24 protein-coding genes are annotated in these 26,252 nt (G+C 68.7%); 9 read left to right on the top strand and 15 right to left on the bottom strand.

Features of this window, described 5'->3' with window-relative positions; all coding sequences use genetic code 11:
- Positions 1-39: 39 nt before the first annotated feature.
- The 4 genes from MKK69_RS15850 to MKK69_RS15865 all read right to left on the bottom strand — a co-directional run bounded on the left by MKK69_RS15850 (position 40) and on the right by MKK69_RS15865 (position 7,043).
- Positions 40-2,223 (bottom strand): TonB-dependent siderophore receptor, encoded by a 2,184-nt coding sequence (locus tag MKK69_RS15850; protein WP_409564822.1) that lies wholly within the window; start codon positions 2,221-2,223, stop codon positions 40-42.
- Between the two features lie 412 nt (positions 2,224-2,635).
- Entirely contained in the window at positions 2,636-4,432 is a 1,797-nt protein-coding gene (locus tag MKK69_RS15855) for an NADPH-dependent assimilatory sulfite reductase hemoprotein subunit (RefSeq protein WP_243969282.1), read from the bottom strand.
- A gap of 214 nt (positions 4,433-4,646) precedes the next feature.
- Positions 4,647-6,416, bottom strand: a complete 1,770-nt coding sequence (locus tag MKK69_RS15860) for a sulfite reductase flavoprotein subunit alpha (RefSeq protein ID WP_243969284.1) — start codon at positions 6,414-6,416, stop codon at positions 4,647-4,649.
- A 111-nt stretch (positions 6,417-6,527) separates the two neighbouring features.
- Positions 6,528-7,043, bottom strand: a complete 516-nt coding sequence (locus tag MKK69_RS15865) for an Lrp/AsnC family transcriptional regulator (protein WP_161393443.1) — start codon at positions 7,041-7,043, stop codon at positions 6,528-6,530.
- Positions 7,044-7,311: 268 nt separating this feature from the next.
- Here MKK69_RS15865 and MKK69_RS15870 point away from each other — a divergent pair, with 268 nt between their 5' ends.
- From MKK69_RS15870 to cysN, 3 genes are read left to right on the top strand one after another with little or no spacing between them, the layout of a single operon-like run.
- Entirely contained in the window at positions 7,312-8,136 is an 825-nt protein-coding gene (locus MKK69_RS15870; RefSeq protein ID WP_243969286.1) for a phosphoadenylyl-sulfate reductase, read from the top strand.
- Positions 8,133-9,077, top strand: coding sequence for a sulfate adenylyltransferase subunit CysD (cysD, locus tag MKK69_RS15875; RefSeq protein ID WP_243969288.1), 945 nt, complete (start codon positions 8,133-8,135; stop codon positions 9,075-9,077). The genes MKK69_RS15870 and cysD overlap by 4 nt, the downstream gene beginning before the upstream one ends.
- Entirely contained in the window at positions 9,077-10,480 is a 1,404-nt protein-coding gene (cysN, locus tag MKK69_RS15880) for a sulfate adenylyltransferase subunit CysN (protein WP_243969290.1), read from the top strand. Before cysD ends, cysN begins: the two co-directional genes overlap by 1 nt.
- 66 nt (positions 10,481-10,546) lie before the next feature.
- On the opposite strand, the gene MKK69_RS15885 is transcribed toward cysN, so the two are convergent.
- The 4 genes from MKK69_RS15885 to MKK69_RS15900 form a co-directional block, all read right to left on the bottom strand.
- On the bottom strand, positions 10,547-12,340 hold the full coding sequence (locus tag MKK69_RS15885) for an alpha/beta hydrolase (RefSeq protein ID WP_243969293.1): 1,794 nt from the start codon (positions 12,338-12,340) through the stop codon (positions 10,547-10,549).
- Positions 12,341-12,514: 174 nt separating this feature from the next.
- A complete protein-coding gene (locus MKK69_RS15890) occupies positions 12,515-13,534 on the bottom strand; it encodes an LLM class flavin-dependent oxidoreductase (RefSeq protein ID WP_243969295.1) in 1,020 nt (339 codons plus the stop codon).
- A gap of 46 nt (positions 13,535-13,580) precedes the next feature.
- Entirely contained in the window at positions 13,581-13,922 is a 342-nt protein-coding gene (locus tag MKK69_RS15895) for a type II toxin-antitoxin system RelE/ParE family toxin (RefSeq protein WP_243969297.1), read from the bottom strand.
- Entirely contained in the window at positions 13,915-14,193 is a 279-nt protein-coding gene (locus tag MKK69_RS15900) for a type II toxin-antitoxin system ParD family antitoxin (RefSeq protein ID WP_409564823.1), read from the bottom strand. The genes MKK69_RS15895 and MKK69_RS15900 overlap by 8 nt, the downstream gene beginning before the upstream one ends.
- 168 nt (positions 14,194-14,361) lie before the next feature.
- Between MKK69_RS15900 and MKK69_RS15905 the strand changes: the two genes are divergently transcribed.
- Positions 14,362-15,564, top strand: a complete 1,203-nt coding sequence (locus MKK69_RS15905) for a pyridoxal phosphate-dependent aminotransferase (RefSeq protein ID WP_243969299.1) — start codon at positions 14,362-14,364, stop codon at positions 15,562-15,564.
- A 29-nt stretch (positions 15,565-15,593) separates the two neighbouring features.
- Here the strand turns inward: MKK69_RS15905 and MKK69_RS15910 are convergent, their stop codons facing one another.
- Both MKK69_RS15910 and MKK69_RS15915 read right to left on the bottom strand, forming a co-directional pair.
- Positions 15,594-16,028, bottom strand: a complete 435-nt coding sequence (locus MKK69_RS15910) for a type II toxin-antitoxin system VapC family toxin (protein ID WP_243969301.1) — start codon at positions 16,026-16,028, stop codon at positions 15,594-15,596.
- Positions 16,025-16,312 carry a type II toxin-antitoxin system prevent-host-death family antitoxin gene (locus MKK69_RS15915; protein ID WP_243969303.1) on the bottom strand — a complete coding sequence of 96 codons (288 nt, stop codon included), beginning with the start codon at positions 16,310-16,312 and terminating at the stop codon, positions 16,025-16,027. The genes MKK69_RS15910 and MKK69_RS15915 overlap by 4 nt, the downstream gene beginning before the upstream one ends.
- Before the next feature lie 157 nt (positions 16,313-16,469).
- On the opposite strand from MKK69_RS15915, the gene MKK69_RS15920 reads away from it, so the two are divergent.
- From MKK69_RS15920 to MKK69_RS15930, 3 genes are all read left to right on the top strand, one after another.
- Positions 16,470-17,312: a DUF1932 domain-containing protein gene (locus tag MKK69_RS15920; protein WP_243969304.1), complete on the top strand. Its 843-nt coding sequence runs from the start codon at positions 16,470-16,472 to the stop codon at positions 17,310-17,312.
- 411 nt (positions 17,313-17,723) lie between these two features.
- Positions 17,724-18,077 carry a hypothetical protein gene (locus MKK69_RS15925; protein ID WP_243969306.1) on the top strand — a complete coding sequence of 118 codons (354 nt, stop codon included), beginning with the start codon at positions 17,724-17,726 and terminating at the stop codon, positions 18,075-18,077.
- A 110-nt stretch (positions 18,078-18,187) separates the two neighbouring features.
- On the top strand, positions 18,188-19,141 hold the full coding sequence (locus MKK69_RS15930; RefSeq protein ID WP_243969308.1) for a DMT family transporter: 954 nt from the start codon (positions 18,188-18,190) through the stop codon (positions 19,139-19,141).
- 20 nt (positions 19,142-19,161) lie between these two features.
- Here MKK69_RS15930 and MKK69_RS15935 read toward each other — a convergent pair whose 3' ends face one another.
- On the bottom strand, positions 19,162-19,443 hold the full coding sequence (locus tag MKK69_RS15935) for a hypothetical protein (RefSeq protein ID WP_243969310.1): 282 nt from the start codon (positions 19,441-19,443) through the stop codon (positions 19,162-19,164).
- A 334-nt stretch (positions 19,444-19,777) separates the two neighbouring features.
- Between MKK69_RS15935 and ileS the strand changes: the two genes are divergently transcribed.
- Together ileS and MKK69_RS15945 are read left to right on the top strand one after the other, a co-directional pair.
- Complete coding sequence (gene ileS / locus MKK69_RS15940) at positions 19,778-22,786, top strand: isoleucine--tRNA ligase (protein WP_243969312.1); 3,009 nt, start codon at positions 19,778-19,780, stop codon at positions 22,784-22,786.
- The gene (locus tag MKK69_RS15945; RefSeq protein ID WP_243969314.1) at positions 22,755-23,030 is read left to right on the top strand and encodes a hypothetical protein; all 276 of its coding nucleotides are present in this window, start codon (positions 22,755-22,757) and stop codon (positions 23,028-23,030) included. Before ileS ends, MKK69_RS15945 begins: the two co-directional genes overlap by 32 nt.
- Before the next feature lie 649 nt (positions 23,031-23,679).
- On the opposite strand, the gene MKK69_RS15950 is transcribed toward MKK69_RS15945, so the two are convergent.
- From MKK69_RS15950 to MKK69_RS15965, 4 genes are all read right to left on the bottom strand, one after another.
- The gene (locus tag MKK69_RS15950; protein ID WP_243969316.1) at positions 23,680-24,225 is read right to left on the bottom strand and encodes a PAS domain-containing protein; all 546 of its coding nucleotides are present in this window, start codon (positions 24,223-24,225) and stop codon (positions 23,680-23,682) included.
- A gap of 810 nt (positions 24,226-25,035) precedes the next feature.
- Positions 25,036-25,437, bottom strand: coding sequence for a response regulator (locus tag MKK69_RS15955; protein WP_279598424.1), 402 nt, complete (start codon positions 25,435-25,437; stop codon positions 25,036-25,038).
- Positions 25,438-25,544: 107 nt separating this feature from the next.
- Positions 25,545-25,811 carry a hypothetical protein gene (locus tag MKK69_RS15960; RefSeq protein ID WP_243969318.1) on the bottom strand — a complete coding sequence of 89 codons (267 nt, stop codon included), beginning with the start codon at positions 25,809-25,811 and terminating at the stop codon, positions 25,545-25,547.
- Between the two features lie 3 nt (positions 25,812-25,814).
- Positions 25,815-26,252 (bottom strand): Crp/Fnr family transcriptional regulator (locus MKK69_RS15965; RefSeq protein ID WP_243969320.1); only part of this gene is annotated, 438 nt, incomplete at its 5' end.

Below are 26,252 nucleotides of genomic sequence, written 5' to 3' on the forward strand. Positions count from 1 at the left end.
GCCCTTTTGAAACCCTGACCGTCCCCGATCCGACCCGGCTCACAGCCGCGCGGTGATCGTCGCAAGCACCGAGAACGGCGCGCCGGGGAGATTGTCGGTCGGGCTGAAGGGTTGCTCGATGTAGCGCCTGTCGGTCAGGTTGCGCAGGTTGATCGAGAACCGGGCGTGCTCGTCGAAGTCGTAGAACACGGCGGCGTCGAGCCGGGCGTAGCCGCCGACCGTGTAGCTGTTGTTGAGGTCGCCGGTGCGCCGTCCGACATAGGTGATCCCGGCCCCGACGTTCCAGCCGCGCAGGAAGCCCTCCTGGAACGCGTAGGTCGACCAGATGCTGCCGCTGAAGGACGGCGCTCCCGGCAGGCGGTTGCCGACCGGGTAGACCTGATCCTTGGTGATCCGCGCGTCGAGGAAGCTGACGGCGCCGATCACCTTCCAGCCCGGCAGGATCTGGCCGGCAAGGTCGGCCTCCACGCCCTCCGAGCGCTGCTGGCCGGTGATCACCGAGTAGAGGCTGTTGTTCGGGTCGGTCCCCGACACGTTGTTGCGGGTGATGCGGAAGGCGGCCGCCGACAGGGTCAGGTCGGGGGTGAGGTCGAGCCGGCTGCCGATCTCGTAGAGCTCGCCGGTTTCGGGGGGCGGGTTGGTGACGTTGAGGATGTTGGCGGTCTGCGGCTTGAACGAGGTCGTGTAGCTTGCATAAAACGTCAGCGGATCCACCGGCCGGTAGACAAGGCCGACGCGCGGCGAGGTGCCGGACAATTGCTGTTCGGGTGGGATCGTGCGCGAGGTCGGAATGCGGCTGAAATAATACTGCGTGCCGGTATCGTAACGGACGCCGACCAACATTTGCAGGCCGAGGCCGAGATCGATCTGGTCTTGCACGTAGAGGCCGTTCAGCTCGTTCTTCTGCTTCAGATCCGACTGGAATTGAAGGCCAACGATGGCGGATCCGGGAACCGGGTTCAGGAAGTTGACCGACGGGTAGTTGGTGCTCTGCGTCGTGTAGGAATGCCGGTAGCCGTTGCTGTATTCGATCCCGGCCAGCACGGTGTGCCGGAAGCCCAGCAGGTCGAACTTCGCCACGATCTCGGTCTGGCTGTCGACGGAGGCGTAGGTCGAGTAGCCCGCGGTCTCGCGCCGGCTCACCAGCGTGTTGCGGCTGGCGAGCCCGGTCGCGCGTGTCGCCAGGAAGTTGAAGCCGCCCCATTGGGCGTTGAGGACTTCGCGGAGCGTGATGTTCTGGTCGAGGTCATGCTCGACTTTCAGCAGGCCAAAATTTGACGTGCCGTTGTAGCGGGAGAACAGCTCGCCGTAGTAGCGTGAAATATTGTCGAGCGGGACGCCGCCGTTCCGGGCGACAAGCCCCTCGTCATACTGCGAATCCAGCCGCGTGAACTCGCCGACGAACGAGACCCGGGTATCCGGGCTCGGGTTCCACGTGAAGGCCGGAGCCACGAAGGTCCGGGAATTGTTCCGGTCGCCGAAGTTGCGGAAGGTCGGGTCGGACTGGCCGGCGAAGCTGAGGCGTCCGGCGAGGCCCTCCACCCCCTCGATCGCGCTCGACACCGAGCCCTGGACCCGGCGGAAGCCGAAGCTGCCGCCCTGCAGGTTGATGTCGCCGGACGGCGCCAGTGTAGGCTGACGCGTGACGATGTTGATCAGGCCGCCGGGCTCGCCCCGGCCGTACAGCACCGAGGCCGGACCTTTCAGCACCTCGATCCGCTCCACGTCGGCGAGATCCCGGGTGACCGTCGAGAAGTTGCCGGCCTGGTTCAGAAGCACGCCGTCGATGGCGTAGGTCTGGGTTCTGAAGCCGCGGATGATGAAGGTGTCGCTCCGGCCCTGGATCGTGCCCCCGGGCTGGACGCTGCTGACGTTCTGCAGGGCGTCGCCGAGGCGGATGTCCTGCTGGTCGACCAGCACGTCCCGCGGCACCACCTGGACCGATTGCGGCGTGTCGCGCAGGGGCGTGTCGGTCCGGGTCGCCGTGGCCGACCGCGTGGCCCGGTAGCCGGCGACGGGGCCCCCGGCCCGCTCGACCGCGGGACCGGTGCCGGTGACGCTCAGCTCGGAAAGGACAACGTCGCCCGATGGACCGTCAACTTCCGCCTGTACGGAAGTCGTCGCCAGAGAAAACAGAGTTGTCGCGAAAACACGTCCAATGGAGATGCTGTTTCCACGGCGCTTGCGGCGAGTGCTGTCCGTACGTCTGCGGCGCCCGGGCATAGTTTATAATCGCTCTCAAGAGAAACCGCACCGATCGAGTGTACGGATCCTTGAGCGAAGCACCGATGATTTTTCAATGCGCGTGCGCGGGATGCGGCTTGGATTCGACCGTAACTCGCCGGACGTGACCAAGCGGACACATTGTCGCATTGGAATAACTTAAGATCGCCGAGCCGATTTGCCCGGACTCCGCAGCGTGCGGAGGCTGCACATCCCGATACGGGATCTCCCGCGCGACAGTCCTGTGGACCCTGCGGCAGGGCGCGTGCACGGGCGGCGAAGCGCGTCGCCCGCCCGGGAAGACGGTGGCCGGTTCGCGAGAGGCGCGGTGCGGTTCGCCCGCGCGGGGGCGGCGGCTCTCGTCCGCCGGATCCCACGGATCCCGGACTTGCGGGATCCGTGCGACCGGGTCTCAGCCCTGCAGGGCCGGCTTGAGGGCGCCGGTCCGCTCGTGGAAGTCCGGGCCGTTGGTGGTGCGGGCCACGTGCCCGGCCCGGATCAGGTAATCGCCGAAATGCTCGCCCGGCTGCCGGCCCTTCGCGTAGTCGGCGAACAGCGGATCGAGGGTGTCGCGGATCTCGGAGGCCTGCACGTCCTCCCGGTAGAGCTTGCTCAGCCGCGAGCCGTCGAAGGCGGCGCCGAGATAGAGGTGGTAGCGCTCGGGGCCGCGGCCCACGAGGCCGATCTCGGCGATGAACGGCCGGGCGCAGCCGTTCGGGCAGCCGGTGGAGCGGATCGTGATCTCCTCCTCGGCGAGGCCATGGGACGCCAGGCTCTGCTCCAGCTCGGTCATCAGGTCCGGCAGGTAGCGCTCGCTCTCGGCCAGCGCGAGGCCGCAGGTGGGCAGGGCCACGCAGGCGATGGAATTGCGCCGGAGCGCCCCCGCCCCCTTGGTGAGCCCGTATTCGTCGACCAGCGCCTCGATCGCGGCGCGCTGCTCCGCCGGGACATTGGCGATGATCACGTTCTGATTGGCGGTGAGGCGGAAATCGCCCGTATGCACCTCGGCGATCCGGCGCAGGCCCGAGAGGAACTGCGCGCCGCCCTCGATGTCCTTGATCCGCCCGGACGGGACGTAGAGCGTGAGATGGTGCCGGCCGTCATCGCCCTCGGTCCAGCCGAAGCGGTCGCCGTTGTTGGTGAAGGTAAACGGCTTCGGCGCGGCGAGCGGCTTGCCGATCCGCGTCTCCACCTCGGCCCGGAACGCGTCGAGCCCGTAGCGCTCGATCGTGTACTTGAGCCGGGCGTTCTTGCGGTTCTTGCGGTTGCCCCAGTCGCGCTGGACCGTCATCACCGCCTCGGCGACCTTGATGGCGTCCTCAGGCTCCACGAAGCCCATCACGTCGGCGGTGCGCGGGAAGGTGTCGGGCTCGCCGTGGGTCATGCCCATGCCGCCGCCCACCGTGACGTTCCAGCCGGTGACTTGGTTCTTCTCGTCGAGGATCGCGATGAAGCCGAGGTCGTGGGCGAAGATGTCGACCTCGTTCGACGGCGGCACCGCCACCACAGTCTTGAACTTCCGCGGCAGGTAGGTCCGGCCGTAGACCGGCTCGACCTCGGCTTCCTCTTCGCCGCCGGCCACGCGCTCGCCGTCGAGCCAGATCTCCCGCCACGCGCTGGTCTTCGGCAGCAGCGAATCGGAGATGTCCTTGGCGAGCTGGTAGGCGGCCCTGTGGGCGCCGGCCTGGGCGGGGTTGGTCGCCGCCATGACGTTGCGGTTGACGTCGCCGCAGGCCGCGATCGTGTCGAGCAGCGTGGCGTCGATCGCCGCCATCGTGCGCTTCAGGTTCGACTTGATGACGCCGTGATACTGGAAGGTCTGGCGCGTCGTGGCGCGCAGGGCGTTCCCGGCATAGGTCCGGGCGATGTCGTCAAGGACCAGCCACTGCTTCGGGCTGATGACGCCGCCCGCGATGCGCAGCCGGATCATGAAGCTGTAGGCCTTGTCGAGCTTCTTCTTGGTCCGCTCGGGGCGCAGGTCGCGGTCGTCCTGCAGGTACATCCCGTGGAACTTCACGAGCTGCCCGTCATCCTCCGAGATCGCCCCGGTGGCGTGCTTCAGGAGCCCGTCCGCCAGGGTGCCGCGGAGATAGCCGCTGGCAATCTTGATGTGCTCGTTCGCCGCGAGCTGGGCCGCCCGGGCGGCCTCGGCATTGGTGATCGGCCGCTCGGTCGGCGGGGTCTCGTAGACGCGCTTGGTGTCAGTCATGGGCGTTCGTCTTCAAATGATCAAACCGCTTGCCGCGGGACCTCCCCCCCCCCTCTGCGGGGGAGGGTGGCCCTCGCGTGAGCGAGGGTCGGGAGAGGGGAGCGCCGGGACCGGAGATGTCGCGACGGGCGATTCATCCTGAACCGTCGCGCTCCCCTCTCCCGCCTGCTCCGCAGGCACCCTCCCCCGCGGAGGGGGGAGGGTTCCGTGTGTCTCAGTATACGTCCTGCTGGTAGCGGTGGCTGCGCTCCAGCGCCGCGACCTGCGCCTCGGCCTTGGCCGGGCTCAGGCCCTTGGCGGTCTCGTAGGCCTTCACCACCGCGTTCCGGACATCCTTGGCCATGTTCTTGGCGTCGCCGCAGACGTAGAAATGGGCGCCGCCGTCCAGCCAGGAGACCAGCTCCCGCGCGTGATGGGTGATCCGGTCCTGCACGTAGACCTTCTCCGGCTGGTCCCGGGAGAAGGCCACGTCGATCTGCGTGAGCGACCGATCCTCCAGGGCCTCCTGCCATTCGAGCTGGTAGAGGAAGTCGTGCAAGAAGTGGCGGTCGCCGAAGAACAGCCAGGACCGGCCGGGCGCCTCGATGGCGCGGCGCTCCTGCACGAAGGCGCGGAACGGCGCGACGCCGGTGCCCGGCCCGACCATGATGATGTCGGTGGCCGGGTCCTGCGGCAGGCGGAAATGGCGGTTCGGCTTCAGCCGCACGCGCAGCTTGGCGCCGTCGCGGATCCGGTCGGCCACGTGGACCGAGGCGACCCCGGAGCGGGCCCGGCCGTGGGTCTCGTAGCGCACCGCCACGATGGCGAGGTGGACCTCGTCGCCGACCTCCTTCCGCGAGGAGGCGATCGAGTAGGCCCGGGGCGGCAGCGGCCGGGTGATGGCGGTGAGGTGCTCGGCCGTCAGCGTCGCCGGGAAGGTCGCGATCAGGTCGATCAGGTGCCGGCCCTCGATCCAGGCCTTGGCCTCGCCGCTCTCGATGAGCCGCTGCGCGTCCGTGTGGCCGGTGGCCTTCACGAAGCGCTCGATCGTGGCGGCCGACAGGGTGGTGATGTCCCGTTCGGCGAGGAGCGCGTTGCGCAGGGCCGCGTCGCCCGAGAGCCCCGCGGCGGTGAGGATCTCGTCCACCAGCTGCGGATCGTTCTCCGGGAAGAGCTCCAGCGAATCGCCCGGCTCGTAGGCCGGGGCGCCGTCCTCGAAGGCCAGCGCGAGGTGGATCGTCTCCTTGTCGGAGCGCGAGGAATTGAGGTTCACGTGCTCGACGACCTCGACCACCAGCGGCTCGCGGCTCGGCTCGGCCTCGTCGTCCTCACCCGCGGCGACGCGGGCGAAATCGACCGCCACCACGTTGTCGGCCGCCTCCGCGGGGGCCAGCGCCTTGAGCGTGGCCTTGATCCAGTCGGCCGCCGGCTTCTCGAAATCGAGATCGAGGTCGGCCCGCTCGGCGGCGCGCTTGCCGCCCAGGGCCTCGAAGCGCGCGTCCAGCGCCTTCCCGATGGCGCAGAACTCCGCGTAGGAGGTGTCGCCCAGCGCCAGGACCGCGAACTCGACGCCGTCGAGGCGCGGGGCGCCCTCCCCCATCAGCTCGCCGTAGGCCCGCACGCCGCGCGCCGGCGGCTCGCCCTCGCCCCAGGTGGCCGCGATGGCGACGAGCTTTCCGGCCTTGGGCAGGGTCGCCACGTCGAGGTCGGCGAAGTCCACGACCTTCGGCTTGAAGCCCTGCTTGCGCGCGAGCTTCGCGACGGTCCCGGCGAGCGCCTCGGAATTCCCCGACTCGCTCGCGTAGATCACCGTCAGCGGCGCGGCGGCCTTGGGCGGGGCGGCCGGCACGGCGGCGGGCTGCCCGCCCGCGGCGTCGAGCCCGGCCAGGAAGCCGGCCAGCCACGCGCGCTGCGTGGGGCTCGCGGCGCCGAGCACCGCGTCGAGGCTGGCGCGCTCGCCGTCCCCGAACGGGGCGGTGCGCGGGAGGAGATTCTGGCGTGACATCAGGTGACCATGTCGGGGCCTACGGGGCCGGTGTCAATCGAGAAACGTTCGTTTTGCAGAACGGGCGAGGATTAGAACATCACGTTCGTTGCACTGCGAAGAAAGAGAAGATCATTCTCCGACCACCGCAAGGACCGGCCCGGTTCCGGGCAGGTGCCGGCCGTTCTTGGGTGGGGCCGGCAACGGCAGGGCGGTGGTGGATTTCACCTTTTCCATGGCGAAGCGCGAGGTGACGTTCTTGAGCGGCAGCACCGCGATCAGGTGCTTGTAGAAGCTGTCGTAGGCCTGCATGTCGGCCACGACGACCCGCAGCATGTAATCCACATCGCCGGCCATCCGGTAGAACTCCAGCACCTCCGGCATGGCCGAGACGGTTGCGGCGAAGCGTTGCAGCCAATCCTGGGAGTGGTCTGCGGTCTCGATGGAGACGAACACCGTCAGCCCGAGGCCCAGCTTCACCGGATCGAGCACCGCCACCCGCCGGTCGATGACGCCGTCGGCCTCCAGCTTCTGGATGCGCTTCCAGCACGGGGTCTGGGACAGGCCGACGCGCTCGCCGATCGCCGCGATGGAGAGCGTCGCGTCCGTCTGCAGCAGGGCGAGAATCTTGAGATCGATCGCGTCCAAGGCTGTCTCCGTGGGGTCCGTCCACGCGGGTGAGGCCCGCGATCGGTACAGGGTCGCCCGGGGGCGGTGAAGAAGATTTTTTCACCTGGGTGCCGCGGGGCCGCGGCGGCCGCTGTGTGCAACCGCACGCCGGACCGCGTCTCCAGGCCCGACAAGCGCGCCGAAGCGCCTTGACTTCGTTCGGTATAGCGAACATCTCGACCCCTCGACAACGGGGTGCGGCACCGACCGCATCCTTATCCCTTCACGAACCCCGGGACATGGTGCGATGACCCGTCTTGACCGACAGACGGCCGAAGCCCTCGCGGAGCGGCTGTCCGGGCTCGACCTTCCAGGCCGCCTTCACGCGATCGCCGCCGCGATTCCCGGCCGCCTCGTCTTCACCACGAGCCTCGGCGTCGAGGATCAGGCGCTCACGCACGCGCTGGCCATGGCGGGCCTGGCCAAGGGGCTGACGAAGGGTCGGGTCGCGATCGTCACCCTCGATACCGGCCGCCTGTTCGCCGAGACCTACGACACCTGGGCCGAGACCGAATCGGCCTACGGCATCCGGATCACCGCCTACGCGCCGGAGCGCGCGGCCGCGGAGGATTTCGTGCGGGACGAGGGCATCAACGGCTTCCGCCGCTCGGTGGCCGCCCGGCAGGCCTGCTGCGGCTTCCGCAAGGTCGAGCCCCTGGGCCGCGCCCTGGAGGGGGCGAGCGGCTGGCTTACGGGCCTGCGGGCCGGCCAGTCGGCCAACCGCGCCGAGACGCCGCTCGCCGAATTCGACCCCGCGCGCAACCTGATCAAGCTGAACCCGCTGGCCGATTGGACGCGGGCGCAGGTCGACAGCTTCGTGCGCGACAATTTCGTGCCCTACAACGTGCTGCACGACCGCGGCTTCCCGTCGATCGGCTGCGCCCCCTGCACCCGCGCGGTGAAGCTCGGCGAGCCGGAGCGCGCCGGCCGCTGGTGGTGGGAGCAGGAAGAGAAGAAGGAGTGCGGCCTGCATGTCGGCCAGCCCTCCGCGTCGGTGCAACCGGGCCAGGAGCCCGCAATCTTCGAAAGCGATCCAAACGTGAAGACCCGCCAGCCGGAGTTCGCCCGATGAGCGCCGCCCTCGCCGCCGCCGTGCAGCCGAGCGCCCCCGCCGACCGCCTCAGCCACCTCAAGCGGCTCGAGGCCGAGGCCATCCACATCTTCCGGGAGACGGTCGCCGAGGCCGAGAACCCGGTGATGCTCTACTCGATCGGCAAGGATTCCTCGGTGCTGCTGCACCTCGCCCTCAAGGCGTTCGCGCCGGGGCGGCTGCCGTTCCCGCTGCTCCACGTCGACACCACGTGGAAGTTCCGCGAGATGATCGCCTTCCGCGACGCCCGCGCCAAGGAACTCGACCTCGATCTCCTGGTCCACACCAACCCGGACGGGCTCGCCCGCGGGGTCGGGCCGGTGAGCCACGGTTCCGAGGTCCACACCGACGTGATGAAGACGCAGGCGCTGCGGCAGGCCCTCGACAAGTACAAGTTCGACGCCGCCTTCGGGGGCGCCCGCCGGGACGAGGAGGCGAGCCGCGCCAAGGAGCGGATCATCTCGTTGCGCACCGCGCAGCACCGCTGGGACCCCAAGCGCCAGCGCGCGGAGCCCTGGCACCTCTACAACCTCAAGAAGAAGCGCGGCGAGTCCCTGCGGGTGTTTCCGCTCTCGAACTGGACCGAGCTCGATATCTGGCTCTACATCGAGCAGGAAAACATTCCGATCGTGCCGCTCTACTTCGCGAAAGAGCGCCCCGTGGTGGAGCGCGATGGCCAGCTGATCATGGTCGACGACGACCGCCTGCCCCTGGAGCCCGGCGAGGTTCCGCAGCAGCGCCTCGTCCGGTTCCGGACGCTCGGCTGCTACCCGCTGACCGGCGCGGTGGAGAGCGACGCGGCGACGCTGCCCGAGATCGTCGGCGAGACGCTGGCGGCGCGCACCTCGGAGCGCCAGGGCCGGGTGATCGACAAGGACGGTGCGGGCGCCATGGAGCGCAAGAAGCAGGAGGGCTATTTCTGATGACGGTGCACCAGGCTCCCACCGCGTTCGGTGACCGTGCCGCCACCTATCAGGCGTTCCTGGCCGCCCACCAGAACAAGGCCGTGCTGCGCTTCATCGCCTGCGGCTCCGTGGATGACGGCAAGTCGACGCTGATCGGCCGGCTCCTGCACGACACCAAGCAGATCTTCGACGACCAGATCTCGGCGCTCCAGCGCGACTCGCGCAAGCACGGGACGCAGGGCGCGGAGATGGACCTCGCGCTGCTGGTGGACGGCCTCCAGGCCGAGCGCGAGCAGGGCATCACCATCGACGTCGCCTATCGGTTCTTCTCCACCGACACGCGCTCGTTCATCGTGGCCGACACCCCCGGCCACGAGCAGTACACCCGCAACATGGCCACCGGCGCCTCGACGGCGGACGTGGCGGTGATCCTGGTGGATGCCCGTCAGGGGCTCACCCGCCAGACCCGGCGCCACGCGCTGCTGGTCTCGAATCTCGGGATCCGCCGGGTCGTGCTGGCGGTGAACAAGATGGACCTCGCCGGCTGGGCGCAGGGCACCTTCGACGGCATCGTGGCGGGTTTTTCCGACTTCGCCCGGGGGCTGAATTTCTCCGAGGTCAAGGCGATCCCGCTCTCGGCCAAGAACGGCGACAACGTCGTGGAGGCCGGGGTCGCGGCGCCCTGGTACACGGGCGGCCCGCTGCTCCGCTACCTGGAGACCGTGCCGGTCCACGCGGAGGCGCTGAACGCGCCGTTCCGGATGGCGGTTCAGTGGGTCAACCGGCCCAATTCCGAGTTCCGCGGCTATAGCGGCCGGATCGGCAGCGGCCGGGTCCGCCCGGGCGATTCCGTGACGGTCCAGCCCTCCGGCCGGACCTCCACGGTGGCGCGGATCTACACCGCCGACGGCGACCTGGCGGAGGCCGGCGAGGACGAGTCGGTCACCCTGGTGCTCGCCGACCAGATCGACGCCTCCCGCGGGCAGGTGATCGTCGCGACGGACGCGCCGATGCGGGTCACCGAGACGCTGGACGCCCGCCTGTTCTGGGCGGCCGAGACCGATCTCAGCCCGGGCGCCAGCCTGTTCGCCAAGATCGGCACCGCTACGGTCATCGCGACCGTGGAGCGGATCGTCTCGCGCATCGATCCCGAGACCGGCAAGCCCGGCCCGGCCGAGCGCCTGTCGGCCAACGACATCGCCGACGTGTCCCTGCGCCTCGACCGGCCGGTGGCGGTGGACGCCTACGCGGAGAACCGCGAGACCGGCAGCCTGATCCTGATCGACCGCGAGACCACCGATACGGCGGCCTTGGGGCTGGTTCTGGCACCCACGATCCAGGCGTCCCAGCCGGCGGCTTCACAGGCTGGCGAGAAGGGACCGAGCCTGCTCGGTCGCCTCGGACGGTTGTTCGGGCGCTGAGCATCCGGGGCGCCGGACGGACATCCGCTCCGTCGCCCCGGAACGCCTGCGTTCACAGCCTTCGCATCACACCCGCAGCACGATGAAGCGGAGCACGAGGATCGCGAGCAACAGGCCGAAGAGGCCGCCGTGGGACCAAGCGAGGTAGCAGGCGAGACCGCCGGCGAGGACGAGCGCCGGCAGGCCGATCCGCAGCCTGCCGAGGATCGCGAGGGTCGGATCGGGGGCCGTATCGTGAAGACCCGGCACCGTCCGCGTCGGGTTGGGCGGAAAGGGTTTCCCGCTCACGATGAAAGCGGCGATCTCGGGCCAGTGCGCCTCCCCGATCCCGGCCCCGTGTCCGCCCAGGAGGTAGCGGTACTCGGTGAGGGCCGGCCGCAGCCCGGCATCCCGGAAGCCGTCGAAGCCCGCGCCCCCGAGATCGAATGCGCGGATCCACTCGACACTCTTCGGCAGCAGGGCGACCACCCAATCGTCGGCCGCCACAATATTCTGGCAGGCCGTGATGCGTCCATTATTGAGCATCTGCGCCCACGGGTAGTCGCGGCGCACGACGCTGCCGGCAAACAGGACGTGCCTGAAGTGGATCGCCGGATAGTCGGTCAGCGCCCGCGCGGCAAGGTACGTGCCGTTCGAGTGCCCGACATAGTGAAAGTCAGAGACCGGGTACTGCGCGAAGGCCGTCACGTACTGATCGGCGAACCACTCGACCTTCTCGCGCCGGATCCACGGCAGCACGAACGGCAGCATCGCGAAGTAGCCGTAGCTGGGCGTCCAGCTCCGGAAGATCGTGACCCCCGTGTCGGTCAGCCCGCCGTGCTTGCGGACCTTCTCGGCGATCCGGTGCGTCCAGAAGCCGTCGTCGCGGATGCCGTGGATCACGAACACCGTGTTGCCGACATCGAAATCGACGGCGTCGATCTCATCGACGAGCAGGGCCGGATCGAGGGCGGCCTTCGCCAAGGTGGGGCGCGTGGCCGTCAGGGCCGTTTGGACCAGATGCCCGCGCCGGAGGGCGGCCGGATCGCCCGTGAGCGTGATCGCCTGTGCATGGTCGGTGTCGGGCAACTCGATCAGGAAGTAGTCCTGCTGGGTCGGACCGGCGGCGGCCGCCGTGTAGCCGGTCTGCTGAAAGGCCCATTTGCTGCCGTCGACCGCGAGGTCGACCTGATCGACCGGCGAGATCAGGTCGTCCTGCGTGCCGAGCATCTGGATGAGGATCGGGCGGTCCTTGTCGACGAGGTGGCGCGGCGGGTTCCGGCGATAGGCGAGCCAGTGAAGCCGGGTCTGCGCCATGAACGGCGCGCCGAGCCGGAAATCGAAGGCGGTCGGGGTCCAGCCTCGGTCCGGAGCCGGTACGTGCCCGAAGAGGCCGACGAGGTTGAACAGGATGCTGTAATACCAGCTCATCCGCTCGGAGATCTTCCAGCCGCGGTTGAAGGCTGCGAGCATGACGATGCGCTCGACCTTGTAGGCCCAGTCGCGCGGCCTCTGATGGCCAAGATCGCGCTCCTGCCGGAAGTTGCTGGGCCAGCCGGCCGCGACCAGGAACAGGCGCCGTGCCAGCGTGGCGCCGACGCTGTGGCCGACGAGGACGATCCGGTCGGGCTCGCGCAGGCGCACCTGCTCGTCGATGCCGTCGAGCAGGAGGCCGATGATCGCGCCGGCCCGTGCCCCGGAGAGCCAGCTCCCATGGGGAAGGTCCGGGGCGAAGATCTGTGTATCCGGTCCGTAGGCGATCCGGGCCGCGGCGATGACGTCGCGCAGACGGTGCGCCGAACTTCCGAGACCGTGAACCACAACCACGAGGGTCCGAGCGGCCGGCGCAGCGCGCGCTGGATTCGCGGCAGTCTGGCTCATGGCGGCGCCCGTCCGTTCGGTTTCGGGTGTTTTAACTTCCCGTCGCGGCCTCGTAAATTGATTTCACGGAACAGACATCTTTTTTGGTGAGGCGCTGGCCCGTATCCATGCGCCAGATAGAAGGTATCTGGAGCGCAATCGGCCGTATTCCGCCGGGATAGAGTGCGGGATTCCCTATCCGACGGTCCCCGCAAGGCCCCAGGCCCGCGCCAGCAACGTGTAGGATTCCCGCCGCGCCGCCTGGTCGGGAATCGCCGAGACGATCATCAGCGCGTCCGCTTGGGTGTGCTCGACCAGCTCCGCAAGTCGCGCCCGCAGGGTCTCGGGGCCGCCCACGTGCAGCTTGTCACGGCCGCGCTCGATTTGGGCCCGCTCGGCCTCGGAATATGGATAGGCCAGCGCCTCAGCGAGGCTCGGCAGCGGCCGGTATTCCCCCCGCTCCCGTCGGAGCGTCGACAGGCGGGCGCTCGCGGCCAGCCGCTCGGCCTCGGCATCGGTGGCGGCACAGATCGCCGCCACGGTCAGGATGGCGTGCGGCCGGGCGCCGAGCCGCGTCGGCCGGAACAGGCGGCGATAGGCGAGCATCGGCGCCTCGGCGGGCATCCCGGAGAAGTGCTGCGCGAAGCCGAAGCCGCAGCCGATCTCGCCGGCGAGCTGGGCGCTGTAGTCGGAGGAGCCGAGCAGGAAGAGCGGCGGCAGCCTCACATCCGCCGGGCTCGCCGTGATCCGGGCGAACGGGTGCCCCTCCGGAAAGCCCGCGTCCCAGAACAGCAGCTCCTGCAGGCGGTCGAGGAAGTCGTCGTTGCCGCCCTCCCCCGGCGCCTCCCGGCGGCGCAGCGCCCGGGCGGTGAGGCCGTCGGTGCCCGGCGCGCGCCCGAGGCCGAGATCGATCCGGCCGGGAAACAGCGCCTCCAGCACCCGGAAGCGCTCGGCCACCATCAGCGGCGCGTGGTTCGGCAGCATGATCCCGCCCGAGCCGACCCGGAGATGGCGGGTCGCGGCGGCGATCTGGCCGATCATGATCTCGGGGGCCGGGCTCGCCACGTTGGGCAGCGCATGGTGCTCGGCGAGCCAGTAGCGGGTGTAGCCCAGCCCATCGACGTGCCGGGCGAGCGCCAGGGTGTCGTGCAGCGCCTGCGCCGGGGTCGAATCGGCGCTGACGAAGGAGAGGTCGAGGACGGAGAGCGGGGTCATGCCGAGAGAGATGGGGGTGCGGGCCGGGCGGTGCGAGGGCGCTGCGTTACGAGGACGGCCCACGCGGTTCGTCCCCTGTCCCATCCCCGTAGAACGCCGCGACGTCACGTCCGCCGTAGAAGACATTGAAGATGCGCACGGCTCCGCGCTCCACACGGTATGTGATGACCGCAGACCGCTCGAATGACACCGTCCGCAGGCCTTCCAGGAGATCGTCGCGGGGCCGGCCCGCATGCGGCGCGTCACCGATGCGATCACACCGGTCCTTGATCCGCTGCGTAAAACGCCGCGCCGTCACGATGTCCTGGCTCCGATGCAGGATCGTTCGAAAGATATCGGCGAGGTCGGTTCGCGCCTGCGGGCGGAACACCACCGGCAGTCTACGCACGACGGAAGTCGCGCTCTGCTTCGGCGAACACCCTCTCGAGATCCTCCTGAACCTCGTCGATGCTCAGATCGGGCCGCGGATCGTCCAATGATCTCCGGATGCGGGCGCGGATGGCATCGAGCCGTTCGGCATCCTCCCGGCGCTGGCGCTGCAGGGCGTGCACGGCCTCGTCGAGGAGCGCGTCCACGGAGGCGTACTCGCCGGCCTCGACGCTCGCGCGCACGGCGCGGAGCGTGTCCGGCGCCAGGGTAATGCTGATCGTCTCGCCCATCGGCAGGGCCTCGCGTTCCGTCCCGAGTCTCGACCATGGTAGCAGAGAACGCGGGTCCGCGCGCCGCCCCGGCGTCCCGTGCTTGCCGGCTCAGCGTCCCCGGCCTAGGGTCCCGCCGCGCCGCGGAGCCGCGGCATCCGATCTCGAAAAACCGGAGCATCGCCCATCATGGCTCTCCTCGCCGACGTCCTCTCGCGGGTGAAGCCGTCCGCGACCATCGTGATGACCCAGAAGGCCCGGGACCTGAAGGCGTCCGGCGTCGACGTCATCAGCCTGTCGGTGGGCGAGCCGGATTTCGACACGCCGGACCACATCAAGCAGGCCGCGATCGAGGCGATCCACCGCAACGAGACCCGCTACCCGCCGGTCTCCGGCATCGCGCCCCTGCGCGAGGCGATCGTGCGCAAGTTCAAGCGTGAGAACGGGCTCGACTACACGGTGTCGCAGACCATCGTGGGCACCGGCGGCAAGCAGGTGCTGTACAACGCGTTCCTCGCCACCCTGAACCCCGGCGACGAGGTGGTGATCCCCCGCCCCTACTGGGTGTCCTACCCGGAGATGGTCGGGCTGTGCGGCGGCACCCCGGTCTTCGCCGACACCGACATGGACCACGGCTTCAAGCTCCAGCCGGAGGAGCTCGACCGGGTGCTGACCCCGAAGACCAAGTGGATCGTCCTGAACTCCCCCTCGAACCCGTCCGGGGCCGCCTACACGCGCGACGAGATGAAGGCGCTCACCGACGTGCTGCTGCGCTATCCCGACGTGCACATCCTGACCGACGACATCTACGAGCACCTGACCTACGGCGACTTCGAATTCGTCACCCCGGCCCAGGTCGAGCCGCAGCTGATCGAGCGCACGCTGACCATGAACGGCGTCTCGAAGGGCTACGCCATGACCGGCTGGCGGATCGGCTACGCGGCCGGACCCGAAAAACTCATCAAGGCGATGGACTTCGTGCAGGGCCAGCAGACCTCGGGCGCCACCACGATCGCGCAATGGGCCGCGGTCGCCGCCCTCGACGGGCCGCAGGATCACCTCGCCACGTTCCGCGCGGCCTTCCAGGGCCGGCGCGACCTCGTCGTGTCGATGCTCAACCAGACCAACGGCCTGACCTGCCCGACGCCGGAGGGCGCCTTCTACGTCTACCCGTCCTGCGCGGCGCTGATCGGCAAGAGGACGGAGGCCGGCAAGACCATCGAGACCGACGAGGACTTCGTCACGGAGCTGCTCCAGGCCGAGGGCGTGGCGGCGGTGCACGGCTCGGCCTTCGGGCTCGGCCCGAACCTGCGCATCTCCTACGCGACCTCGAACGCGGTGCTGGAGGAGGCCTGCCGGCGCATCCAGCGGTTCTGCGGCTCGCTGCGGTAGGCCCCGGGGGCTCCTAAGCGGCTGGCTGCTCACGGCAGCGGGTCGCTCCAGGGATCGAGGAGCGGCGCGCGCGCGGCGACGAAGTCCGCGGTGTTGCGCGTGACCAGCGTCAGTCCTGATACCAGCGCGGTCGCGGCGATGAGCAGATCGGGCTGAGAGAACGTATGCCCGCTCCGCCGGCCTTCATCGACGAGGAACCGCCAGCGCACCATCACATCCTCGTCGATCGGCAGGACGCGCGGTCCGAACATCGGGCGGAGCTGCCGGTTCAGCCAGTCGGTCAGCTCCGTGCGGCGGGGGCCGTCGGCCAGCCGCTCGATGCCGAACCGCAACTCGGCGAAGGTTACGACGCTCACGTACAACGCTTCGAGCGGCTGCGCGGTAATGAACGCGACAACGCGCTGCTCCGGTCGAGGGCGGCGCAGCTCTGACAGGATATTGGTGTCGAGCAGCCAGCGCGTCACAGATCGACGTCGCGGACGGACATCATGACCGGTTCGGGCTCGAGATCGACATCGCGATGGGGCGATGCCTGCAGGACATCGACCAGCGCCTTTCCTGTCGCCGTCGCGGTGAGGCGGCGGAACTCCTCGGCGGAGATCACCACGACAGTGTTTTGACCGTCGACGGTCACGTGCTGCGGACCATCGCTGCGCACGCGGCGAACCAGTTCGGTGAAACGGGCGCTGGCATCCTTCAGACGCCACGGCCCGGATGGCTCGGCAGGGCGCACCGCAGGATCGGACATGGGGGAGAAGATACCGGCGCAGCCGGGGCCCGTAAAGGCGATCGCGGCGCGCCCTTCGATGGGCCGAGCCGTTCGGAGAGACCCTGGTGCGGCATTTCCCGACGGGCGTATATCGGTCCTCACCAAGGCACCCCTCTCGTCCCGTCGGAGCCATTCCATGCCCACCATCGCGGTGATCGCCCCCGGCGCCATGGGCAGCGCCGTCGGGGCCCGGCTTGTCCAGCACGGCGCCCGCGTCCTGACCGCCCTCGACGGGCGCGGGGCCGCGAGCCGGGCCCGGGCCGAGGCCGCCGGGATGGTCCACGCGGCGGATGCCGACCTCGCCGCCGCCGACCTCGTGCTCTCCATCGTGCCCCCCGCCGACGCGGAGGCGCTGGCCCGGCGCCTCGCGCCCGCCCTGGCGGCCGCCCCACGCAAGCCGGTCTACATCGACGCCAACGCCGTCAGCCCGGATACGGTCGGCCGCATCGCCGGGATCGTCGCCGCCACCGGCGCGCCGTTCCTCGACGGGGCGATCCTGGGCCTGCCGCCGCAGCCCGGCACCAAGGGGCCGCGCGTCTACGTCTCGGGCGCCGACACCGCCCCGGCCCTGGTCCTGCGCGATCTGGGCCTCGACCTGCGCGTCTGCCCCGGGGATGTCGGCGCCGCCTCCAGCCTGAAGATGAGCTATGCCGGCCTCAACAAGGGCCTGACCGCGCTCGCCGCGATCATGATCCTGGCCGCCGAGCGCGCCGGGGCCGGCCCGGCCCTCCTGGCCGAACTCGCCGAGAACGAGCCGGCGCTGCTGGCCCGCTTCGCCAAGGGCCTGCCCGACATGGCGCCGAAGGCCTACCGCTGGGCGCCCGAGATGGCGGAGATCGCCGACTTCCTCGGTGCGGACGCGGCCGGCCGGCAGGTCTTCACCGGCTATGCCGGCCTCTACCGGCACCTCGCCGCACAGGCCGGCGAGGCCGACATCGCGGCCCTGATGCGCTTCGCCGCGGCCGCCGTGACGCGCTGATCGCCGCGGGGGCGCCGAAACGATCCCGCCTCTGTTGCCGGCTCGGCTGTCAGCCTCTACACGGGCTGTCCCCGGCCGCCGATGCGCCTGAAGGTTTCGCGAGCCCGCTCGGGCCTGCATGGCAGCGGGGTCGGTAGTGACGGGGCGGTCCGGACCAGTTCTCTGGGCCGTTCCTGTGAGGCTCAGTGGGCCGAGTCGCTGCAGGAGTGTCGGGAGCGCGGGGAACAGGAACCGCGGGTTCGGCGCAAGGCCCACATCGCTTCCCCCGTTCGACACCCGGCAGCGCGGACCTGACCCGTTCCGGGACGGGCGCGCCCGGGGCGATTGCGGCTTCGTTCACGCTCCGGGGCGATGATGCCACGAGGCCGGGGATCCGGTCCGGCGTAACCGCGTTCTTTCGGGCCTGAGATCATGCGAGCCCTGCTCACCGGCGGCATCAAGGCGATCCTGGCGGTCGCCGCGCTGTCCACCGCCGCCCATTGGACCCTGCGCGTGCAGAGGGAGGCCGCGCTCCCCGTTGCGGCTACCGCCGCGTCCGAGCCGGCCGTGACGGGATCGATCGAGCCCCGTCGGGTCGAGCGTCCGCTCGCCGCCGCGGGCGCCCCGCCCGCCCCGGTGGTGCCGGCGGCGGGGATCGGTCCGGTCTCGGGTCTCGACCAGACGCACCTCGCCACCCTGATCGCCGGCGCGACGCCGTCGAAGCCGAAGCTAGCCAAGGCGGCGACCCGGACCGCGTCGGCCGAGAAGGTCGCGGCCAAGCGCTGAGCCGGCCGCCTGCCGACCGTGCCGCCTGCATGGTTCCCCTGCAAGCCGGCCGATACCGGAGCGGGCGCGCGCGTGGCAGGAGTATCGGCCTCCAGCGAGGTTGAGCCGAGATGCGCACGCGGGTCGCGACGTCCGTTACCGATGACATCGCCCCCGCGCGCCCCGCCCCCGACGCGGATCTCGCCGGCCGCCGGAGGCTCGTCGGCATCGCGCTGATGTGCGGGGCGGTCGCCTTCTTCGCGAGTCTCGACGCCTGCGGCAAGACGCTGGCCCGGGCCGGGGTCGACCCGCTGGTCACCACCTTCATGCGCTACGCGGCGAGCGTCGCCATGATCTCGCTGTTCATCAACCCGGTGCGCACCCCCGCCGTGGTGAAGAGCCGGCGGCTGCCGCTGCAGATCATCCGCTCGCTGCTGCTCTTCGCCTCCACGGCCCTGAACTTCCTGGCCCTGCGCTACCTGCAGATGGCCGAGACGATCTCGATCCAGTTCGCCGCGCCGCTGACGGTGGCTCTGCTCGCCGGGCCGCTGCTGGGCGAATGGTCCTCCCGGGCGCGGATGGCGGCGATCGGCGTCGGCTTCCTCGGCGTGCTAGTGATCGTGCGCCCGGGGGTCGGCGGGATGCACCCGGCCGCGCTCCTATGCGTGGCCAACGTGGTCGTCTACGCCTTCTACGCGATCATCACGCGCAAGCTCGCGGCCTACGATTCCACCGCCACGACCATGTTCTACACCGGGCTCGCGGGCCTCGGCCTGATGGCCCCGCTCCTGCCGTGGATCTGGTCGAGCCCGGCCAGCCTGACCCAGTGGGCGCTGCTGCTCGGGGTCGCCCTGTTCGGGACGCTGGGCCACTGGCTGCTGGTGTTGGCCCATGCCCGGGCGCCGGCCAACGTGCTGGCGCCGTTCATCTACACGCAGCTGCTCTGGTCCGTGACCTTCGGCTTCCTGCTGTTCGGCGACCTGCCGAGCCGCTGGACCGTGGCGGGCGCCATGATCGTGGTCGGGTCCGGCCTGTATCTCCTGGCGCAAGAAACCATCCGCCGGGAGGCGCGGCCGGCCGCCTGAGGCGACCGGCCGGGATCAGCTCAGCGACCAAGGCGCTCCTGGCGGTCCATCCGATCCTCGCGGCGCTCTTCGCGGCGATCCTCGCGGGCGCGGCGGGCCGGATCCGGATCGGTGCCGAGCACGCCGCCGACGGTGCCGGTGGCCGCGCCCATGGCACCGCCGACGACCCCGCCCACCGGGCCGGCCGCGGCCGCACCGTCCTCGGCGCCGCGCTGGGCGCCGCGGGCCGTGCCCTGGGCCTGCGCGGCACCCGCGAAGACCAGCGGCGCCAGGGCGAGGGTCGTGATCAGAAGCTTCTTCATGGGGGTTTCTCCGGTCTTCCTCTGGGACGGCTCCGCGCCGCCTCGGGCGCGGAGGATGTCCGGGTCAACGGCCCAGGCGCTGAAAGGTCTCATCCGCGCTCGCATTCGCGTGATCGGCCCTGCCGCTGGCCTCGGGCCGGGGCGGCTGATAGAGAACGCGTCATGCCCGCTTCGTGCGCCCCGCGCGGCCCCGGCCGCCCGATTCGAATTACCGGCCCGGCCTCCGCCTGAGGGCCCGCTTCGGCGCGGCCGCGCGGAGGTCCGGGATCCTCCTGCCGCCTGACCCGAACCTGCCGGCCGTCCGCCGCCGGCCCGACCGCCGATGCGAGATCCGATGACCACCCCCGAGACTGCGCCCGCCGCGCCCGCCCGCGACTATTCCAAGACCCTGTTCCTGCCGCAGACCGAATTCCCGATGCGCGCCGGCCTGCCGGTCCGCGAGCCGCTCCTCATCGCGCGCTGGAACGAGATCGACCTCTACGGCAAGCTGCGCGCCCGCGGCCGGGGCCGGCCGAAATTCGTCCTGCACGACGGCCCGCCCTACGCCAACGGCAACATCCATATCGGCACGGCGCTCAACAAGATCCTGAAGGACGTCGTGGTGCGCTCGCAAGGCGCGCTCGGCTTCGATGCCAACTACGTCCCGGGCTGGGACTGTCACGGCCTGCCGATCGAGTGGAAGATCGAGGAGCAGTACCGCGCCAAGGGCCGCAACAAGGACGACGTGCCGGTGATCGAGTTCCGGCAGGAATGCCGGACCTTCGCGGCGCACTGGCTCGACGTGCAGCGGGAGGAATTCAAGCGCCTCGGCGGCACCGGCGACTGGGACCACCCCTACGCCACCATGGCCTACCCGGCCGAGGCGGTGATCGCCGACGAGCTGATGAGGTTCTCGATGTCGGGCCAGCTCTATCGCGGCTCGAAGCCGGTGATGTGGTCGGTGGTCGAGAAGACCGCGCTCGCCGAGGCCGAGGTCGAGTACGAGGAGCATGTCAGCGACACCGTGTTCGTGGCGTTCCCGATCCGGGACGGAGCCGACGCGGCGCTGAAAGACGCCCGGGTCGTGATCTGGACCACGACCCCCTGGACCATGCCGGGCAACCGCGCCGTCGCCTATTCCAAAAAGATCGCCTACGGGCTCTACCGCGTCACGCAGGCGCCGGCCGACAACTGGGCGACGCCCGGCCAGACCTATGTGCTCGCCGACAGCCTGGCCGCCACGGTGTTCAAGGCTGCCCGCGTCGAGGCGTTCGAGCGCGTCGGCGACGTGCGTCCGGAGGCTCTCGCCGCGCTCACCCTGAACCATCCCCTGGCGGCGCTCGGCTACGGCTTCCCCGTCCCGATGCTCGACGGCGACCACGTCACGGACGAGTCCGGCACCGGCTTCGTCCACACGGCGCCCGGTCACGGCCGCGAGGATTTCGAGCTCTGGATGGCGAGCGGCCGTCTGCTCGCCGAGCGCGGCATCAACCCGGCCATCCCCTACACGGTGGATGCCGACGGCGCCCTGACCAAGGCCGCCCCCGGCTTCGAGGGCAAGCGCGTCCTCACCGACAAGGGTGAGAAGGGCGACGCCAACAAGGCGGTCATCGCCGCGCTCACCGAGGCCGGGGCGCTCGTCGCCCGTGGCGTGCTGCGCCACCAGTACCCGCATTCCTGGCGCTCCAAGAAGCCGGTGATTTTTCGCAATACGCCGCAATGGTTCATCGCCATGGACCGGCCGGTCGACAGCCTCGGCAACCGGTCCCTGCGCGAGGTGGCGCTCCAGGGCATCGACGACACCCAGTGGGTTCCGCCGCAAGGCAAGAACCGCATCACCGGCATGGTCGCGAACCGGCCGGACTGGGTGGTCTCGCGCCAGCGCGCCTGGGGCGTGCCGATCACCGTCTTCGTCCACCGGGAGACGGGTGAGATCCTGAAGGACGCGGCCGTCAACGCCCGCATCCGCGATGCCTTCGCCACGGAGGGCGCCGACGCGTGGTTCCGGGACGATGCCGCCGCGCGGTTCCTCGCGCCCGACCACGACCCGGCGTCTTACGAAAAAGTCACCGACGTCCTCGACGTCTGGTTCGATTCGGGCTCGACCCACGCCTTCGTGCTGGACGATCCGGAGGCCTTCCCGGGGCTGGCCGGGGTGCGGCGGGTCCGCGACGGCGGCCAGGACCGGGTGATGTACCTGGAGGGGTCGGACCAGCACCGGGGCTGGTTCCAGTCCTCGCTGCTCGAATCCTCCGGCACCCGCGGCCGGGCGCCCTACGACATCGTCCTGACCCATGGCTTCGTCCTCGACGCCAAGGGCCTGAAGATGTCGAAGTCGAAGGGCAACGTCGTCGCGCCCCAGAGCGTGATCAAGGATTCGGGCGCCGACATCCTGCGCCTGTGGGTGGCGGCCTCGGACTATACCGACGACCTGCGCATCGGACCGGAGATCATCAAGACGTTTGCGGAGACCTACCGCAAGCTGCGCAACTCCCTGCGCTGGATGCTCGGCTCCCTGGCGCATCGGGTGCCGGGCGATGACGTCGAGTTCCAAAAAATGCCGGAGCTGGAGCGGCTGATCCTGCACCGGCTGGCCGAGCTCGACGGCGAGATCCGCGAGGCCTACGCGACCTTCGACACCAAGCGGGTGGTGGCGTTGCTCAACGGCTTCATGACCGGCGACCTGTCGTCCTTCTACTTCGACGTGCGCAAGGACGCCCTGTACTGCGATCCCGTCTCCTCGGTCCGCCGCCGGGCGGCCCTGCAGGTGATCGACGCGGCGTTCCACCGGGCGGCGATCTGGCTCGCCCCGGTGCTGGCCTTCACCGCCGAGGAGGCGTGGCTCGACCGCTACCCGTCCGCGGATGGCTCCGTGCATCTCCAGACGCTGCCGGACACCCCGGCCGCATGGCGCGACGACGCCCTCGCGGAGCGCTGGCAGAAAATCCGGCGGGTGCGGCGGGTGGTCACCGGCGCCCTGGAGATCGAGCGCGCGGCCAAGCGCATCGGCGCGAGCCTGGAGGCGGCGCCGACCGTCTACGTGGCCGATCCCGAGCTGCTGGCCGCGCTGGAGGGCTGCGCCTTCGCCGATACCTGCATCACCTCGGACATCACCGTGGTGGCGGGCGAGGGCCCGGCCGACGCCTTCCGCCTCGACGAGGTCCGCGGCGTCGCCGTGGTCCCGAGCCCGGCCGAGGGGCGCAAATGCGCCCGCTCCTGGCGGGTCAGCCCGGACGTGGGCAGCGATCCGGATTTTCCCGACGTGACCCCCCGCGACGCCCAGGCCCTGCGCGAGTGGGACGCGGCGCATCCGGAGGCGAGCGCGGCGTGGCATGGGCCACATAAATCTGCTGGACGTAGGTAAACGCCAGCAGCCCACGAACGGGGTACAGCGACGTGTAGGTGGCGAAGCCCAGCAATCGGGCATCATCGTGAGCCACGGCTATGTTCACCCTCTGAGCTTGCCGGATGACATCCTTGGCGACCGCCAGATCAGGATCGACCGTAACGCCGTAGAAATCAGTCATCTCGATCATCAGGTCAGCGAGGGCCGGAGCATCATTCTCCTGAAAGCTGCGCACCCGAACCATGCGGCGACTCCTTTGTGACGACCTTTCTAGCTTCGGTACACCGCCAATGCTGCACGTGCCACCAAAGCTCCTGCAACGGATCGCTAGTCGGCGCGACGGCGATGTCTGCTTCTGCCACTTCTCGCTCGAAAACAGACCATCGCAAATCCCCCTCAGCAGCCATCCCGGTTCCGACCCAACCCGGCCGTCTGGATCGCCATGGCCGCGTCCCGTAAGCGGTCATTGGTCGGCTGTCTGGCAACTTCGGCTCAGGGTGGTGGGCGGACCATAGCGTTTCGCCCGAAAGCGGGCGTCTCGCCTATATCCCGTTGCGCGTATGGCAACGAGACTGACTACTCTCGGGAAGCTTCACGAGGGCCCGAAGCCCAAACCCAATCCATCGGTTGTGCATCTGCGTTATTTACAACTTCCAACTGTATGCTATGGTTAGCAGCGCTGCCGGGCGACGATGATCGTAAACGACCGCCCGAAGGATCGAGTTGGTGTTCCACGTCATCGTGCTGAGGTTCAGCATCTGATCGCAGGGGGCATGATATGGTGGTAGTGGTTCTCGACCCTCGGACCGGCAAACTCATCCAGATCCGTGTACCGCCTCGACCACCGTCCAAGCCGGCAACGCAATGGTCAAGATGCTTCTGTCTTCAGTAGGAGCCGAGGTTTCGTTCACTCAGTTGAGCCGCAGCCGCGATCCATCACTGCGGGCCAATGCTTGGCCGATCTTAAACAAGGCGGCTTTGACCTCCTTCAAGCCTGACGTCGCATCGTGCTGCTCCATTAGCGAGTACACGATGATGAGGTGGTCCGCGATGGTATCGAGGGGTGACACGGCCTGCGTGGCCACCTGTGTCGGCGGCGGGATGAACCTCTCGATCCCACCGTATGCGGCGATCTCAGTTGCCTCTGTCGGCGCAAACTCGGTCATGGACCCGAGATAACCGAGGAACGACCGCCCCGGCGGTCCAAACGAGGGAACGCCTCCTGCCGCGAGCCATCGCACCGACCCATCCGCGCACCGAATGCGGAACCGGACACAGAACTCGGCCTGTGCCTTGGCCGCCTCTGAGAAGATGGCCCTGACAGCATCCTGATCGCTTTCCAGGACTGGTGTGGTCCAGCCGTCCCGGTATGCCATCTCGCGCGTCTGCCCGGCGTAGGCGTTCCATTCGAGACAGATGTACGTGATTTCGCCCTGGGCGTCGGTCGTGAAAATCACCGGCACCTCCCGCATCAGTCCGGTTGGGTCAACATTCCACTACAACCTTTGAACACACAACTTGTTCGGGCTACAACTCGGCGGAATGGTATCTCCAGCCACCTTACACGACGGACAACCGTTGGAGGGCAACATGCGGAACGAGAAAGACGCTCGTCATGAGAATTTAAGACGGATTGCAGATGCGCTCCGTATACCCGTCGATGATTTATATGGATCTGGCGAACATGCCGGACAGTACATGCAGACTAATCGCATGTTGACGTTGTGGGGTAAACTATCGACAGATCAGATGCGCGAGAACGCACTGAATGAAATTAGAGCGATAATCAATAAAAATAGATAGTGTAGCATATATTGCGACGTGCTTAATCGGCGATCATGATTGGTTCGTAGTTGCCCTCCATCATTAGCCTACGCTGTGGCCGATACAAACGCACAACCTTATCTCAAAAAGTGGTTGCAAGCGGACCTGCTCAGAGTCTGCAATGGGTGGCAATCGGACCTTGATCTTTCGTCCTAACGCGGACGTGCCACATCCAACCCAGTCTTACCGTTAAGGCCGACGCGCGCTGTGCCGGGACGCTGACGAATGAGGCAGCGATCCATTAGTGCTTGCGTGATGGAACTGCTCTGCTGGAACGAGGCCTTCTAGAGAGGACGTTACTCGGTACGACATGCTGGCTCGCAGGTTCATTCAGTCTGCTTTGCCGAGATGCGGTTGTGGCGATACGACAATAATAATTGCCAGCCTGAATGCTAGCTCTTTGTTTCCTTGAGGGGACGCGACGCGAATGGCTCACTCAGCTACTAATCGCGCAGCAGCTCGGGCTTTTGCCCGTCCGGCAAGATCTCCTTGATATGCTCCCGGACTATCTCAGCCAAAAATGGCTTGCCGAGGAAGCGTGCCCCCTCCGGTAAGTCGCCGGAGCAAGGGCGAGCCTTCCCGGATGCGAGGACGATCGCGATGTGCGGCCACCGGCCGGCCGTTTCCCTGGCGACGGCAAAGCCATTGCGGGACCCAGGCATCTGTACATCGGTGAACAGCAGAATGATCAGGGCGTGCTTCTCAGCCAGCAGGGCCATGGCTGCGGCGCCGTCTCCGGCCTCGAAGGTGTGGAACCCCGCCTCCTCCAGGACGTCCATCGCGGTCATACGGATCAGCGCATCATCGTCCACGACGAGGGCGTAAGGCACGTGCGATACAGGCAATTGGAACCTCCTGAAAGTACCCCAGGCTTGAGAAAGGTTCGGGGGCGTCGCGTTCCAGCAGAGTGCGGACGCCGGTATCGCCCAACCACGGGGCAGCGCCGACGAGGTCAGGTCGGCGCTAGGCGTTGCCGCAGCCAGCGCGTCGCCTCCTCCAGGTCCAGGAAGGTCAGAGACTTGTTCCCCTGCAGCCGGCCGAACCCCGCTTCCAGAAACCAGCTTCCGACATTGGCGTGCTCGGGTTCGGCGAGGCGGACAAGAACCGCCACAAGGAGGCCGTTGGCGATCACCAGCATGCCGTCATGGTCGGGGCTACCCGTGTCGACCGCGATCGGCTGCAGCACGATCAACGTCTCGACGTTGCCCCGCTCGGACATCGGCTAGCCTTCCTGGGCTCGGCCGAGCCAACTCAGGTCGCGGCGCTCTCCCCAACGGGTATTGCGCAGGTGCAGGTAGTTCGGTGCGAAGCTGCAGAACGCCTTTAGCTGCTCGACGTCGAGAATGGTCAGCACCCGGCGCTTGAGGTGGATCAGGCCGAGGGCGCGCAACCCGCGTAGGGTTCGGTTCACGTGCACGTCGGACAAGCCGATCATGTCAGCGATCTCGGTCTGCGTGAGTGGGAACGCGTAGCTATTATCGGTGACACGCCCCACCGCCTCCAAGCGCATCAAAAGTTCGCAGAGGAGGTGAGCGATGCGCTGGTCCGGAGCGCGTGCGCCCATGTTGACCAGCCACTCTCGTAGGACCGCACCGTCGACCAGGGAGCACCACCAGAAGGCGCGCGCGATGCTCGTGTGATGCGCCGTGATCTCATCGAT

Source organism: Methylobacterium sp. J-026 (assembly GCF_022829585.1).
In the GTDB taxonomy this organism is placed as follows: Bacteria; Pseudomonadota; Alphaproteobacteria; order Rhizobiales; family Beijerinckiaceae; genus Methylobacterium.

Bases quoted from the DNA above. Each gene is read 5' to 3' on its own strand.
- MKK69_RS15850 (WP_409564822.1), bottom strand. From the start codon at position 2,223: ATGCCCGGGCGCCGCAGACGTACGGACAGCACTCGCCGCAAGCGCCGT.
- MKK69_RS15855 (WP_243969282.1), bottom strand. From the start codon at position 4,432: ATGACTGACACCAAGCGCGTCTACGAGACCCCGCCGACCGAGCGGCCG.
- MKK69_RS15860 (WP_243969284.1), bottom strand. From the start codon at position 6,416: ATGTCACGCCAGAATCTCCTCCCGCGCACCGCCCCGTTCGGGGACGGC.
- MKK69_RS15870 (WP_243969286.1), top strand. From the start codon at position 7,312: ATGACCCGTCTTGACCGACAGACGGCCGAAGCCCTCGCGGAGCGGCTG.
- cysD (WP_243969288.1), top strand. From the start codon at position 8,133: ATGAGCGCCGCCCTCGCCGCCGCCGTGCAGCCGAGCGCCCCCGCCGAC.
- cysN (WP_243969290.1), top strand. From the start codon at position 9,077: ATGACGGTGCACCAGGCTCCCACCGCGTTCGGTGACCGTGCCGCCACC.
- MKK69_RS15885 (WP_243969293.1), bottom strand. From the start codon at position 12,340: ATGAGCCAGACTGCCGCGAATCCAGCGCGCGCTGCGCCGGCCGCTCGG.
- MKK69_RS15890 (WP_243969295.1), bottom strand. From the start codon at position 13,534: ATGACCCCGCTCTCCGTCCTCGACCTCTCCTTCGTCAGCGCCGATTCG.
- MKK69_RS15900 (WP_409564823.1), bottom strand. From the start codon at position 14,193: ATGGGCGAGACGATCAGCATTACCCTGGCGCCGGACACGCTCCGCGCC.
- MKK69_RS15905 (WP_243969299.1), top strand. From the start codon at position 14,362: ATGGCTCTCCTCGCCGACGTCCTCTCGCGGGTGAAGCCGTCCGCGACC.
- MKK69_RS15915 (WP_243969303.1), bottom strand. From the start codon at position 16,312: ATGTCCGATCCTGCGGTGCGCCCTGCCGAGCCATCCGGGCCGTGGCGT.
- MKK69_RS15920 (WP_243969304.1), top strand. From the start codon at position 16,470: ATGCCCACCATCGCGGTGATCGCCCCCGGCGCCATGGGCAGCGCCGTC.
- MKK69_RS15925 (WP_243969306.1), top strand. From the start codon at position 17,724: ATGCGAGCCCTGCTCACCGGCGGCATCAAGGCGATCCTGGCGGTCGCC.
- MKK69_RS15930 (WP_243969308.1), top strand. From the start codon at position 18,188: ATGCGCACGCGGGTCGCGACGTCCGTTACCGATGACATCGCCCCCGCG.
- MKK69_RS15935 (WP_243969310.1), bottom strand. From the start codon at position 19,443: ATGAAGAAGCTTCTGATCACGACCCTCGCCCTGGCGCCGCTGGTCTTC.
- ileS (WP_243969312.1), top strand. From the start codon at position 19,778: ATGACCACCCCCGAGACTGCGCCCGCCGCGCCCGCCCGCGACTATTCC.
- MKK69_RS15945 (WP_243969314.1), top strand. From the start codon at position 22,755: ATGGGCCACATAAATCTGCTGGACGTAGGTAAACGCCAGCAGCCCACG.
- MKK69_RS15960 (WP_243969318.1), bottom strand. From the start codon at position 25,811: ATGTCCGAGCGGGGCAACGTCGAGACGTTGATCGTGCTGCAGCCGATC.